We start from the raw sequence: 13,388 nt of genomic DNA, 5'->3' as shown, positions 1-13,388 counted from the left end.
GAGGCGCTGCGGGCGGCCAAGAAGGTCGGGGTCGGGCAGCTGGCGATGCGTGGCCAGGAATATGTCGTGTCGCTCAAGCCGTGCGGGCGCGGCATGGTGCTCGAGACGCTGCGCTATTCGGACGAGGTCAACAAGGCGGCGGGCTATTTCCGCGAGATCGGCGATGCCAAGCCCGATCCCGACCTGCTCGATCTCGCCGCCACGCTGATCGAGAAGAAAGCCGGCAAGTTCGACGCTGGCGAGTTCCACAATCGCTATGTCGATGCGCTCCGCCTGCTGATCGAGGAGAAGCGCAAGAAGAAGGGCGGGCTGGTGATTCAGGACCCCGACGACGGCAAACCGGCCAAGGGGTCGAACGTCATCGATTTGATGGCCGCGTTGAAGAAGAGTTTGGGGTCGGATGAGGCGCCGAAAAAAGCCGCAGCAGTGAAGAAGGCACCGGCGAAGAAGGCGGTGCCAGCGAGGAAGCGAGCGTGAACACCCCGCATCGTCATGCCCGCGAAAGCGCGAACCCAGCGCACAACAAACGAAGCGTGTTGGATTTTGGCTGGGTCCCCGCTTTCGCGGAGATGACGGAGTAGGGGCATGCCTGCCCGACCACTCGATATCGAGACCTACAATGCCAAGCGCGATTTCGCGAAGACGGGCGAGCCCAAGGGGCGCAAGCTCAAGGGCAAGGGCGACAGTTTCGTCGTGCAGAAGCATGACGCGTCGCGGTTGCACTGGGACTTCCGGCTGGATCTGGACGGAGTGCTCAAGAGCTGGGCGGTGCCGCGCGGTCCGAGCGTCGATCCGCACGACAATCGCCTCGCCGTTCGCACCGAGGATCACCCGCTCGACTACGGCAGCTTCGAAGGGACGATTCCCAAGGGCGAATATGGCGGCGGGACGGTGATGCTGTGGGACGTCGGGCGGTGGATCCCGCATCCTGAAAAGGATCCGATGCTCACGATCGACGAGGGTCACCTCCATTTCACGCTCGAAGGCGAGCGGATGAAGGGCGAGTGGGTGATGTTTCGGATCAAGGGCAAAGCTGGCGAGAAGTCCGAGAACTGGATGCTCAAGAAGGTCACCGACGACTTTGCCGGTGACGCCGGCGAGGCACTGGTCGAGGAGGGACTGACCAGCGTGACGACCGGACGGACGATGGCCGAAATCGCGGCGGGGGCCGACGTCTGGCACAGCAAGGACAAGATGGGTCGCGCCAAGCGCAAGCCATCAGCCCCGCCGCCCAAATATCGGCCGCCGCAGCTGGCGACTTTGGTCGACGCGGTGCCGGCCGGGTCGGACTGGCTCTACGAATATAAATATGACGGCTACCGCCTGTTGCTCGCCACCGGCGGCGGGGCGGCGACGGCGTGGACTCGCAATGGCAAGGACTGGTCCGACAAGTTCCGCTCGATCGTCAAGGCGGCGGCCGACCTTCCCGCCGGATGCCTGATCGACGGCGAGGCGGTGGCGCTGGGCGAGGACGGCAAGCCCGATTTTGGGCTGCTGCAAGCGACGCTGAAGAGCGGCGGGGCCAACCTTGCCTTCTACGCTTTCGACCTAATCGTCGATCGGGGCGAGGAAATCGCGAAGCTCGGCAACCTCGAGCGCAAGGAGCGGCTGGCGGCGCTGCTCAAGGCGGTGTCGGCGCCGATCCTCTACGGCGACCATATCCTGGCCAAGGGTGAGGCGCTGTTCGAGGCGATCTGCAAGGAGGGCGGGGAAGGGATCATCGCCAAGAAGGCGAGCGCTCCCTACTCCGGCGCGCGGGCGAAGAACTGGCTCAAGATCAAATGCACCAATCGCCAGGAGTTTGTCATCGTCGGCTGGCAGGAAAGCGACAAGCGCCGCGGGTTTCGCTCGCTCCACTTGGCGGTTCAGGACAGGAAAAAGCTGACCTACGCCGGCAAGGTCGGGACCGGGTTCGACGCCACGTTGATCGAGAGCCTGCGCGCGACGATGGACCCGATCGAGGTCGAACAGCCGCCGCTGGCCGTGCCGAAAGCGGTGCTGCGCGGATCGCATTGGCTGGAGCCGAAGCTGGTCGCGGAAATCGCCTTCACCGAGTTTACCCGCGAGGGCACGCTCCGCCACCCCAGCTTCATCGCCCTGCGCGAGGACAAGCGTGCCGACCAGGTCGTGCGGGAGGTGGCCGAAAAGCTGCCGTCAGCGGGCAAGGTGAAAGCGGGCGAGCGGGCGACCTTTACGTCTCTCGGCGCACGGATCACCAACCCCGGCCGGATTATCTTTCCGGGCGACGAGATCAGCAAGGGCCAGCTCGCCGACTATTACGCCGCGATCGCCGCGCCGATCATGGTCGACGCCGCCAACCGCCCGCTGACCCTGATCCGCTGCCCGCAGGGACGGGCCAAGAAATGCTTTTTCCAGAAGCACGATACCGGGTCGATGGGCGATTTCGTCCACCATGTGCCGGTCAGGGAAAAGGACGGATCGACCGAGGACTATCTCTATGTGGACCGGGTCGAGGGCTTGCTCGGATGCGTCCAGATGGGGACGATCGAGTTTCACGGCTGGGGCAGCCGGATCGATCCGCTCGAGAACCCCGACCGGATGGTGTTCGACCTCGATCCTGACGAGGGGCTCGACTTCGGCGCGGTGCGGAATGGGGCGGAGATGTTGCGCGCGTTGCTCGCGGACCTGGGCCTGGAAACGTTTCCTTTGCTGTCCGGCGGCAAGGGCATTCACGTCGTCGCGCCGCTCGACCAGACCGCCGATTGGTCGACGGTGAAGAGCTTTGCCGAACGGTTCAGCCGCGCGATTGCCGAACAGCATCCCAAGGAATTCACCGCCAACATCCGCAAGAACCAGCGGACCGGGCGGATCTTCGTCGACTGGCTGCGAAACCAGCGCGGGGCGACGGCGGTGCTGCCTTATTCGGCGCGGGCCCGCGAAGGCGCGCCGGTGGCGGTGCCGATCGACTGGAGCGAGGTTGCGGAGACGAAGGGCGGCAACCGCTTCACGATCCGCGATGTCGACGAACTGCTCGAACGGGCGAGTTCAAAACTGCTCGCCGGATGGGGTCGGGCCAAGCAGTCATTGCCCGACGTTTAGAACCGAAGCGAGCGGCAGACTCGGGGGCCGCCGCTCGCTGGTCGACGTGAAAGGTCAGTCGAAACGCGCTACGCGGTGCAGCTTTGCGACCCCTTGCCGGGACGCTCGACGGTCACCGACGAGGCAATCGAGGTGCCGGTAAGCGAATAGCCATCGGCGGTCATCGGCTTGCCGGCCTCGGCGGCCGTCACGCGGGTCGCCGGGGCGATCTTCTTGTCGCGGATGTCGGCCGTCATCTTGTCGTTGAGCCAGTCGATATAGACCAGGCTGTTGTCCTTGCAGCGGTACGACTTGCTCGCCTCGATCGCCGGGGGAAGCTTAATCGTCGAGGGATCGACCTTGTTGGTCTCGCGGCTCTCGCGCGTGCCGGCAACGATGGTGTGGTCTTCCTTGTTGCAACCGGCAAGCGCTGCGGCAGCAACAAGGGCGAGGGTCAGGGTGCGGTTCATCATTCGCCTTTTGCGGGAGAAGGAGGAGTCGTCAAGACGTGTTTGCATAAACAACGTGCGGAGCATAGGCTGGTTGCAAGGGAAATGACGCGGGAAGGGCAGGAATGCAGCGCATTCGAATCGGGTTGACCGGCCTTGCGTTCGTGTTCTTGCTGGTCCTCTTGGGAACCGTCGTGAGCCGGTCAAGCCGTGACGGTCCGGTAATCCCCAATACCGCCAATAGCGCGCGGAATGTCGCCGAGCCGAGCGACCCGTTATCCGATCTCGGGGTCGCCCCCGGACCTTCGGCCGAAGCCAGCAACAGCAGCATCAACGACGCGAAATGAGGGGGCGCTGGCGCGCGGGTACGGCGGCGGCGCTCGTGATCGTGCTGTTGTTTACCGGTGCGACCTTCTTGACTCATTCGCGGGTGAAAAAGGCCGCCGCTGACCGACCCATCCTGCTGCTGCTAACCAGCCTGCCGCTCGTGTTTGGTGAAAAGTTTGCGCTGGTCCAGCCGGGTTCGCCAGCCTTGGCGCGGTTGCGGACGGGGTATGAGGTCAAGGCGATCGCGCTGGCCGATCGCGCAAGCTTGGCTGGCCATGCGCTGCTGCTGATGGCTCAGCCAAGGGCGCAGACTGCCGAGGCGCTGGTCGATCTCGACGCGTGGGTGCGCGCGGGCGGGCGGGTTATGCTGCTGGCTGACCCGGCGCTGGAGTGGCCGAGCGAGCGGCCCTTGGGCGACCGGTTGCGACCGCCGCCGGGCTTCGCCGACACGGGATTGCTGGCGCATTGGGGCGTCGCCCTGTCGCCGCCAATCCGGCGCGGACTAGTGGTGCAAACCGCAGACGGTCGCCAGGTCGCCTATTTCTCGCCGGGACAGCTGAGTTCGACGCGATGCGCGCTCGATGGTGGAGCGACGATCGCCCGCTGCAGCATTGTTCGCGGGCGCGTAACGATCGTCGCCGACGCGGATCTGCTGAACCTGGACGAGAGCGGCGCGGAGGGCATGGCGAATCTCGATTTTGTAATGGCCGAACTCGCCGCTCTGGAGCGTTAGCGACTGCCGGAACTTCGCTTCGACGATTCATGATTACTTGGCCGCGACTGCTGTGGCCGACATGCAACCCCGCCTCCCCCACAGGCTTATCCACAGGTTCATCCAGAAAGAACGCAAGTAGAACGGATCAATTACTTGCGCGTGCAAACCACTGTAAATACGCTATATTCCAGCACATGGCATGAAATCCCCAATAACAGCATGAAAACCCATTGTATCCCCCAACAAGCTACGTTACCAACAGGGCAGTAGCGCGGGGGAACCCATTTCGAGTCTCTGACCATCGCGAAGGCACCCGCTTTCGTGAGCGGAGAGCCCTGCGCGTACGGGAGTAGGGACTTGGCGCTGGAGCATCTGTTCCAAGGCAGTGCGCTGAACGCGGTCGACGCCAAGGGGCGTGTGTCCGTGCCCGCCTTCCTGCGCGCGGTGATCGATCGCCGCGGCGACGCAAGCACCATTGTCCTGGCCAAACACGACAGCTTCCCGGCGCTTAGCGCCTATGACCCCGCCTTTGCCGCCATGCGCCACGCCAAGCTGGAGCGGCTGTTGGAAAAGGAAGAGACCAGCCCCGACGCCGAGCTGGACTATCAGCGCCGCAACATGATGGCCTTCGCCGCGACGGAAGAGACGCCTTATGACACGTCGGGGCGGATCGTCCTGCCGCCGATGATGCGCCGCAAGGGCGGGATCGAGGATCTCGCGCTGTTCCTCGGCACCGGCGAAACCTTTCAAATCTGGAATCCAAAGCTGTTCCTCGGCGATGCGCGCATCCCCGAGGACATGAAGGACATCGCCCGCTTTCGGCTCGAGGAACGGGGTCTGAGCGCATGAATTCCGCTGCGCCCATGACCGTCCCCACGGACCACGTGCCGGTATTGGTCGATGAAGACGTCGCGGCCGTCCGCCCCGTCCCGGGCGACACGGTAGTCGACGGCACGTTCGGGGCAGGGGGCTATACGCGCGCCCTGCTCGGAGCGGGGGCGGGGCGAGTGATCGGTTTCGACCGCGATCCGGATGCGATCGCGAACGGGCCGGCACTCGTCCCCGATCCCCGGCTGACGCTGGTCGAGGAACGGTTCAGCCAGATGGACCGGGTGCTGCAAGAGCGAGGCCTGACCCCGGTCGACGCGATCGTGCTCGATATCGGGGTCAGTTCGATGCAGCTCGACCAGGCCGAGCGCGGCTTCGCCTTTGGTCAGGACGGCCCACTCGACATGCGCATGAGCCAGGCCGGGCTGACTGCGGCGGAATTCCTCAACGAGGCCGACGAGGCCGACATTGCCCTTGTGATCAAGGAGTATGGCGAGGAGCCACGGGCGCGATCGGTTGCCCGCGCAATCGTCGCCGCGCGCCCGCTGACCCGTACCGCAGAACTGGCCGCAGTGGTGCGCAAGGCGCTCCGCCATCACGCGGGAATGAAGACCGATCCTGACCCGCACTTTCCAGGCGATCCGCATCCATTTGAACGCCGAGCTCGACGAGCTGGAGGATGGGCTGCGCGCCGCCGAGACCGCGCTTCGTCCCGGCGGGCGGCTGGCGGTGGTGACCTTTCACAGCCTCGAGGACCGCATCGTCAAGCGCTTCATGAAGGAGCGCAGCGGGGCGATGTCGGCCGGCTCGCGCCATCGTCCGCTCGCCGCCGCCGGCCCTGCCGCCACCTTCGATGCCATCGCCAAGCCGGTCTCCGCTTCGGAGAGCGAGCTGGCCCGCAACCCGCGCGCGCGCTCGGCCCGGCTGCGTTCCGCAGTCCGCACGTCAGCGCCCGCGTGGGACCAGCCGTCCTGCCCTGTCCCCTCGCGTACTTATAAAGGAGGCCGCCCGTGAGCGCCCGCTCCCTCCGTCCCGTCGTTGCCGTCGCCACCGTCGCTGCCGCGGCATTGAGCTGCTACCTCGTCTCGCTCAGGGTCGCGACCGAGCGGTCGAGCCTGGAAGATATCGAAACCAAGATCGTTCTTGCCCAGCGCGACATTCGCACGCTGCAGACCGAGATCGGCACGCGCGGGCGGCTGGAACAGCTCGAGCGGTGGAATGTCCGGGTGCTGGCGCTGTCGGCGCCAAAGGCCGAGCAGTTCGTCGACGGCGGCTATCAGCTTGCCCGGCTCGCCCGCCCGAGCGAGGAGATTGACGTGAACGCGCCGGTGGTGCTCGCCTCGGTGCCCCAGCCGCAGCCGCGCCCGAACATCACGAACGACGATGCCGATGCAGCCGCAGCCACGACCGACCCGGCGCGGCCCGCTGTTCAGCACGCCGATCGCCAGAATGGCGGCCCGGCGAGCATGATGCATGTCGCCAGCTACTCGCTGACGACCCGCGCGAGCACCAACGCGGAAACACCGAGCACGCCCAACAAGCCGACCGTGACCGTCGCGCCGAAGCCCGCGAAAATCGCGATGGCTGCTGCGCGACCAAGCTTGCCTCATGCGGCGCATGACGCCAAGGCGTCGTCACTTCGTGATCCGGCAAAGGCCGGGTCGACCAGGGACAAAGCCACGCACTGATGAACGCCCCCACGCCCGCTCTCGTCGCACGGCCCGAGCGGCTCCGACTGGTCGGACAGCGGCGGCAGATTCTTGCGCTCACCCATCAGCGACTGATGTTCGGCCTGCTGGTTTATGGCGGAATCATCGCGATCATCGTCCTGCGGCTGCTGTGGCTGGCGGCGTTCGGCGACCATGCCGGGCGCAAGGGCGTGCTGACCGGGCTGGTGCCGCCGCGCGGTGACATCGTTGATCGCGATGGGCAGCCGCTGGCCGGGTCGATCGACGTGTGGAGCATCGCGCTTCACCCCGGCATGGTGATCGGCGACAAGCTGTCGCTCGCCCGTTCGCTGGCCAAGCTGATGTCCGAGCATGACGAGGCGGATTATTTCGCCATGCTCCGCTCGGACAAGCCGTTCTTCTACCTGCAGCGCCGCGCTTCGCCGCAGCTGGTCGAAGCGGTCAATGCGCTCGGTGAGCCAGGGCTGGCGCTGGAGCGTACGCCCGACCGGCTCTATCCGCAGACCAGCCTGGCGGCGCATGTCATCGGCTATACTGACATCGACGGCCACGGAGTCGCCGGGGTCGAACGGGCGTTCGACCAGCGGCTGTCCGACCCGGCAACGCGCGGCCAGCCGATGATCCTGTCGATCTCGAGCAAGGTGCAGCAGGCGCTGGAGCATGAACTCAACGCGGCGATGATGCAGTTCTCCGCGATCGGCGCCGCCGGCATCGTAATGGACGTCCACACCGGCGAGATCCTTGCGATGACTTCGCTGCCCAGTCTCAACCCCAATATCGCCGGGAAGGGATCACCCGAGGCGCGCTTCAACCGCGCGACGCTCGGCGTCTATGAACTGGGCTCGACCTTCAAGCCGTTCACGGTCGGCATGGCGATGGATTCGGGCGTCGTGAAGTCGGTCGGTCAGGTCTATAACTGCCCTAAGGAATTCCACTACGGCAAGGTCACCGTCCACGACACGCACCCGTTCGGCCGATCGTGTACCGTCGCCGAAATCATGAAGGAAAGCTCCAACATCGGCACCGCGCAGATCGCGCTGCAGGTGGGGGCAACGCGACAGCGGGCGTTCCTCGAGAAAATGGGCTTCCTTGCCCCGGTTGCGGTCGAGATCAAAGAGCGCGGGCGGACGCTGACCCCGGGCAACGACTGGGGCGAAATCGCGACGATGACCGTCGGCTATGGCCACGGCATCGCGGTCACGCCGCTGCACCTGGCGACCGGTTACGCGACCCTGTTCAACGGCGGCGTCTATCATCCGGCGACGATCCTGAAAGTTGATCGCAACCATCCGGTCGGGGCGGGTCGCCGCGTGTTCAGCGAGAACACCAGCTACAAGTCGCGCGCGCTGCTTCGGCTCGTGGTCGCGCAGGGCACCGGCAAGAAGGCCGATGCGCCGGGCTATCGCGTCGGCGGCAAGACCGGCACGGCCGAGAAGCTGGTCGGCGGCCGCTATACGTCGGCAGCCGTCGTGACGACCTTCGCCGGCGTGTTCCCGATGGACGAGCCGCGCTACGTCGTCGTCGCCATGCTCGATGATCCCAAGGCGACCAAGGATACCTATGGCTTCCACACCGCCGGGTGGAACGTAGCGCCGGTGGTCAGCCGCACGATCAGCCGGATCGCGCCAATGCTGGGCATTCGTCCCGACATGCACCGCGACGCCAACATGAGCGAAGTGCTGCCGTTCGTCCACGAAACCAAGGAGCATTGAGCCGATGCGCCTGGGTGAGCTTGCGGGCATCGACAGCGATTCCGACGTGACCGGCGCGGCGATCGACCATCGCAAGGTCGCGCCGGGCAATGTCTTCGGTGCCTTCCCCGGCAGCGTTTCCAACGGCGAAAATTTTATCGAGTCCGCCGTCGAGCGCGGCGCGATCGCAGTCGTCGCCCGGCCCGAGGCGACAGTCGCGGGGGCCGTGCACCTTGCCGACCCCGAACCGCGCCGCCTGTTCGCCCGGCTCGCAGCCAAGCTGTTCGCACCTTATCCGGAAACGATCGTCGCGGTCACCGGGACCAACGGCAAGACCTCAACGGTCGAGATGGTGCGCCAGCTGTGGCGCATCGCCGGGCATCGCTCTGCGTCGATCGGGACGCTCGGCGTCACCACCACCGATGAACAGGTCAAGACCGGGCTGACCCCGCCCGACATCGTCACCTTCCTGTCGAACCTGGCAGGGCTCGAGCGGATGGGGATCAGCCACGTCGCCTATGAAGCGTCGAGCCACGGTCTCGACCAGTTTCGCTCCGAGGGGCAGTCGGTGGCGGCAGCGGCATTCACCAATTTCAGCCGCGACCATCTCGATTACCATACCGACATGGACGCCTATTTCGCGGCGAAGATGCGGCTGTTCGACGAGGTCGTCGATGCGTCGGGTGCCGCCGTGGTGTGGACCGGCGATCCGCGATCGGCCGAGGTCATCGAGCGTGTTCGCGTGCGTGGGCTCAAGCTGATCACGGTCGGGCCGGACGCCGAGACGATCGCGCTGGTCAGCCAGACGCCAACCCCGCTCGGCCAGGCGTTGGTCCTGCGGATCGAGGGCAAGGAGCATAAGCTCGCCCTGCCGCTGATCGGGGCATATCAGGCGGCCAATGTACTGGTGTCGGCCGGGCTGGTGCTGGCGACCGGCGGCAAGTGGGCCGAGACTTTCGCCGGCATGGGGCGCCTGTCGCCGGTACGCGGGCGATTGGAGCGCGCGGTGATTACTCCGGCCGGCGCGCCAGTCTATGTCGATTACGCCCACACTCCGGATGCGATCGAGGCGGCGATAGCCGCGCTTCGGCCACACGTCAGCGGACGGCTGATCACCGTCTTCGGCGCAGGCGGCGACCGCGACGTAGGCAAGCGGCCGGAGATGGGCCGGGTCGCGGCGGCGCTGAGCGACCTAGCTATCGTCACCGACGACAATCCGCGCAGCGAGGACCCGGCGATCATCCGCGCCGCGATCATCGCCGGAGCGCCGGGCCTGCGCGAGATCGGTGGGCGGCGCGAGGCGATCGCGGCGGCGGTCCGTGAGGCACGGGCGGGCGACATCGTCCTGCTGGCCGGCAAGGGCCATGAGCAAGGGCAGATACTGGCCGACCGCACCGTGCCGTTCGACGACGTGACGGTCGCGCGGGAGTGCGCGGCGTGAGCGTCCTGTGGACCTCCGCCGAGATCGAGACCGCGACCGGTGGCATCGCCTCCGCGCCGTTCGAGGTGAGCGGCGTGACGTTCGATAGCCGCGAGGTCGGGCCGGGCGACTTGTTCGTCGCGATGCCGGGCACGATCGCCGACGGGCACCAATTCGTCGCCGCCGCCTTAGCAGCGGGCGCATCGGGAGCGATCGTTGCGCAGCCGGTCGACGGCCCGCACGTCCTCGTCTCCGATGTGGCCCAGGCCCTGACCGACCTCGCCATCGCCGCCCGCGCCCGCACCGAAGCCACGATCCTCGGCGTCACCGGGTCGGTCGGCAAGACCAGTACCAAGGAAGCACTCGCCGACGCGCTGGAGCGCAACTGGCGCGGGCGCGTCCATCGCTCGGTCAAGAGCTACAACAACCATACCGGCGTACCGCTCAGCTTGGCCCGCATGCCGCGCGACACCCGCTTCGCCGTGCTCGAACTCGGCATGAACCATGCCGGCGAGATCGCGGCGCTGACCCGCCTCGTCCGCCCCCATGTCGCGCTGATCACCGCGATTGCCGCGGCGCATATCGAGAATCTCGGCACGATGGAGGCGATCGCCGCTGCCAAGGCCGAGATCTTCGAGGGGCTGGAGCCGGGCGGCATCGCCATCGTGCCCGACGACACGCCGCACCGCGACCAGCTGGTCAAGGCAGCGCGGCGCCACGCGGCCGAGTGCATCACCTTCGGCGGCGAGGATGCCGATGTCGCCGCGCTGCATTTCGTGCGCTCCGACAATGGCGGCAGCCTGATCACCGCGCGGCTGATGGAAAGCGAGCTGACCTACACCATTTCGCAACGCGGCGATCATTGGGTGACCAACTCGCTGGCGGTGCTGGCGGCGGTCGAGGCTGTCGGCGCGGACCTTGCCGCCGCCGGTCTCGCACTGGCCGACATGGGTGGCCTCAAGGGGCGGGGCGAACGCCACCGGATCGAACTGGACGGCGGCACCGCGCTGCTGATCGACGAAAGCTACAACGCCAACGCCGCCTCGATGAGCGCGACGCTCAAGAGCCTTGGCGACGAGCGCGGGGTGCAGCGGCGGATCGCCGTGCTTGGCCCGATGCGCGAACTGGGCGAGCAGAGCGACGCGCTTCATGCCGCCCTGGCCCCCGACATCGACGCCGCCCATGTCGACCGGCTGATCCTGATCGGCGATGAAATGCGACCGCTCGAGGCCGCGCTCGGTCACAGCATCCCGTTCGATCATGCAGCCGACGCGGACGCGGCCACCGCCATGCTGCGAGCGCTGATCGCGCCGGGCGATGCGGTGCTGGTCAAGGCAAGCAACTCGGTCGGGCTTGCCCGGCTGGTCGCGGCGATGGCAGGGGAGGCGTCATGCTCTACCTGATCGCCGAATATCTTCATTTCCCGGGCCTCCTCAACCTCATTCGTTACATCAGCTTTCGCGCCGGCGCGGCGAGCGCGACGTCGCTCGCGATCGGGCTGATCCTCGGCCCGTGGTTCATCCGCTGGCTGCGCAGCAAGCAGGGCAAGGGCCAGCCGATCCGCAGCGACGGCCCGCAAAGCCACCTCGCCAAGCGCGGCACGCCGACCATGGGCGGCTTGCTGATCCTCATCTCGATGATGGTCTCGGTGTTGCTGTGGATGGACCTCGGCAACCCTTATGTCTGGGCGTGCTTGATGGTCACTGCCGGATTCGGCCTGATCGGATTCCTCGACGATTACGACAAGGTGCGGAAAGCGAGCCTCAAGGGGCTGTCCGGCAAGACCCGACTGCTGTTCGAATTCATCATCGCCGGGGTCGCCACCTGGCTGATGGTCCGGCACCACGGCACGCACGTCTATCTGCCCTTCTACAATGGCGCGGTGATCGACATCGGCTGGTGGTATATTCCGTTCGGGGCGTTCGTGATCGTCGCGTTCGGCAATGCGGTCAATCTGACCGACGGGCTCGACGGGCTGGCGACGATGCCGGTGATCATCGCCGCGCTGGCCTTCCTGATCATCAGCTACCTCGTCGGCAACGTGAAGTTCGCGACCTATCTCGGCATCCCGCACGTGCCCGGCGCGGGCGATCTGTCGGTGCTGACGCTGGCGATCGTCGGGTCGGGGCTGGCCTTCCTGTGGTTCAACGCGCCCCCGGCGGCGGTGTTCATGGGCGACACCGGCAGCTTGGCGCTGGGCGGCGCACTCGGCGCGATCGCGGTGGCGACGCATCATGAGTTCGTGCTGGCGATCGTCGGCGGGCTGTTCGTGCTGGAGGCGGTCAGCGTCATCGTCCAGGTGTTCTGGTTCAAGCGCACCGGCCGCCGCGTCTTCCGCATGGCGCCGATCCACCATCATTTCGAACATCTCGGCTGGAGCGAGCCGACGGTGGTGATCCGCTTCTGGATTATCAGCTTCATCCTCGCGCTGGCGGGCCTGTCCACGTTGAAACTGCGGTGATCACGGCGAAGGCCTTCGCGGGCAAGCATTACGCGGTGTACGGGCTGGCGCGCAGCGGGCTGGCGACGGTCGAGGCGCTGCTGGCGAGCGGTGCCAGGGTCACTGCGTGGGATGCGAATGAAGCGGCGCGAGAGAATGCGGTCGATGCAGTCATGCAGCTTTCGCACGACTTAGATGAAGTCCAACTGGTGATCGCCGACCTCGACATCGCCGACCTCACCCTGTTCGACTCGCTCGTCGTCACCCCCGGCCTGCCGCTGAACCGCCACCCGATCGCCGCCCGCGCCCGCGCCGCGAAGCTCGAGATCATCGGCGACATCGAACTGTTCGCCCGCGCCCGGCCCGAGCTGCCGCCGCACAAGGTCGTCGGGATCACCGGCACCAACGGCAAGTCGACCACCACCGCGCTGGTCCACCACATCTTGGCAGGGGCGGGCGTGCCGAGCCTGATGGGCGGCAACATCGGCCTGCCGATCCTGTCGCAGGAGCCGCTGCCCGAAGGCGGGGTCTATGTGCTCGAACTGTCGAGCTACCAGATCGACCTGACCCAGAGCCTCGACTGCGACGTCGCGGTGCTCCTCAACATCGCGCCGGATCATCTCGATCGGTACGGGAGCTTCGACGCCTACGCGGCGAGCAAGGCGCGGCTTTTCAAGATGCAGTCGCCGGGTCATGTCGCCGCCGTAATGTGCGACGATTCAAGCACTCGTGCCTTATATGAGGACCTAGCGAACTACCGGAGCCACGACCTGTTATCTTGGCCGACCGCA

At 66.3% G+C, this 13,388-nt stretch carries 11 protein-coding genes and 1 pseudogene; 11 read left to right on the top strand and 1 reads right to left on the bottom strand.

From position 1 onward, the window contains the following. Both RMN84_RS01990 and ligD read left to right on the top strand, forming a co-directional pair. A partial coding sequence (locus RMN84_RS01990; RefSeq protein WP_405051419.1) for a Ku protein occupies positions 1-477 on the top strand: 477 nt, incomplete at its 5' end. A gap of 108 nt (positions 478-585) precedes the next feature. Continuing rightward, a complete protein-coding gene (gene ligD / locus RMN84_RS01985) occupies positions 586-3,060 on the top strand; it encodes a DNA ligase D (protein WP_309610534.1) in 2,475 nt (824 codons plus the stop codon). A 68-nt stretch (positions 3,061-3,128) separates the two neighbouring features. On the opposite strand, the gene RMN84_RS01980 is transcribed toward ligD, so the two are convergent. Next, positions 3,129-3,509 (bottom strand): hypothetical protein, encoded by a 381-nt coding sequence (locus RMN84_RS01980; protein ID WP_309610533.1) that lies wholly within the window; start codon positions 3,507-3,509, stop codon positions 3,129-3,131. Between the two features lie 322 nt (positions 3,510-3,831). Here RMN84_RS01980 and RMN84_RS01975 point away from each other — a divergent pair, with 322 nt between their 5' ends. The 9 genes and pseudogenes from RMN84_RS01975 to murD all read left to right on the top strand — a co-directional run. Next, entirely contained in the window at positions 3,832-4,548 is a 717-nt protein-coding gene (locus RMN84_RS01975) for a DUF4350 domain-containing protein (RefSeq protein WP_309610532.1), read from the top strand. Between the two features lie 339 nt (positions 4,549-4,887). Then, positions 4,888-5,379 carry a division/cell wall cluster transcriptional repressor MraZ gene (locus RMN84_RS01970; protein WP_309610531.1) on the top strand — a complete coding sequence of 164 codons (492 nt, stop codon included), beginning with the start codon at positions 4,888-4,890 and terminating at the stop codon, positions 5,377-5,379. A gap of 14 nt (positions 5,380-5,393) precedes the next feature. Next, a pseudogene (rsmH, locus tag RMN84_RS01965) lies at positions 5,394-6,372 on the top strand (16S rRNA (cytosine(1402)-N(4))-methyltransferase RsmH). After that, the gene (locus tag RMN84_RS01960; RefSeq protein WP_309610530.1) at positions 6,369-7,046 is read left to right on the top strand and encodes a hypothetical protein; all 678 of its coding nucleotides are present in this window, start codon (positions 6,369-6,371) and stop codon (positions 7,044-7,046) included. Before rsmH ends, RMN84_RS01960 begins: the two are co-directional and overlap by 4 nt. Continuing rightward, on the top strand, positions 7,046-8,758 hold the full coding sequence (locus RMN84_RS01955) for a penicillin-binding protein 2 (protein ID WP_309610529.1): 1,713 nt from the start codon (positions 7,046-7,048) through the stop codon (positions 8,756-8,758). Before RMN84_RS01960 ends, RMN84_RS01955 begins: the two co-directional genes overlap by 1 nt. Before the next feature lie 4 nt (positions 8,759-8,762). Then, positions 8,763-10,178, top strand: coding sequence for a UDP-N-acetylmuramoyl-L-alanyl-D-glutamate--2,6-diaminopimelate ligase (locus tag RMN84_RS01950; protein WP_309610528.1), 1,416 nt, complete (start codon positions 8,763-8,765; stop codon positions 10,176-10,178). Next, the gene (gene murF, locus RMN84_RS01945; protein ID WP_309610527.1) at positions 10,175-11,560 is read left to right on the top strand and encodes a UDP-N-acetylmuramoyl-tripeptide--D-alanyl-D-alanine ligase; all 1,386 of its coding nucleotides are present in this window, start codon (positions 10,175-10,177) and stop codon (positions 11,558-11,560) included. Before RMN84_RS01950 ends, murF begins: the two co-directional genes overlap by 4 nt. Continuing rightward, the gene (gene mraY, locus RMN84_RS01940; RefSeq protein WP_309610526.1) at positions 11,548-12,618 is read left to right on the top strand and encodes a phospho-N-acetylmuramoyl-pentapeptide-transferase; all 1,071 of its coding nucleotides are present in this window, start codon (positions 11,548-11,550) and stop codon (positions 12,616-12,618) included. Before murF ends, mraY begins: the two co-directional genes overlap by 13 nt. Then, positions 12,615-13,388 (top strand): Mur ligase family protein (gene murD, locus RMN84_RS01935; RefSeq protein WP_309610524.1); only part of this gene is annotated, 774 nt, incomplete at its 3' end. The genes mraY and murD, both read left to right, overlap by 4 nt.

It is taken from the genome of Sphingomonas sp. (assembly GCF_031380695.1).
Classification (GTDB): domain Bacteria; phylum Pseudomonadota; class Alphaproteobacteria; order Sphingomonadales; family Sphingomonadaceae; genus Sphingomicrobium.
Note: the sequence above shows the minus strand (reverse complement) of the source record. Positions and strands in the feature narration are given on the sequence as shown.

What these genes read in the sequence shown, in the direction of transcription:
- mraY (WP_309610526.1), top strand. Translation starts at nt 11,548, where the DNA reads ATGCTCTACCTGATCGCCGAATATCTTCATTTCCCGGGCCTCCTCAAC.
- RMN84_RS01980 (WP_309610533.1), bottom strand. Translation starts at nt 3,509, where the DNA reads ATGAACCGCACCCTGACCCTCGCCCTTGTTGCTGCCGCAGCGCTTGCC.
- ligD (WP_309610534.1), top strand. Translation starts at nt 586, where the DNA reads ATGCCTGCCCGACCACTCGATATCGAGACCTACAATGCCAAGCGCGAT.
- RMN84_RS01950 (WP_309610528.1), top strand. Translation starts at nt 8,763, where the DNA reads ATGCGCCTGGGTGAGCTTGCGGGCATCGACAGCGATTCCGACGTGACC.
- RMN84_RS01955 (WP_309610529.1), top strand. Translation starts at nt 7,046, where the DNA reads ATGAACGCCCCCACGCCCGCTCTCGTCGCACGGCCCGAGCGGCTCCGA.
- RMN84_RS01975 (WP_309610532.1), top strand. Translation starts at nt 3,832, where the DNA reads ATGAGGGGGCGCTGGCGCGCGGGTACGGCGGCGGCGCTCGTGATCGTG.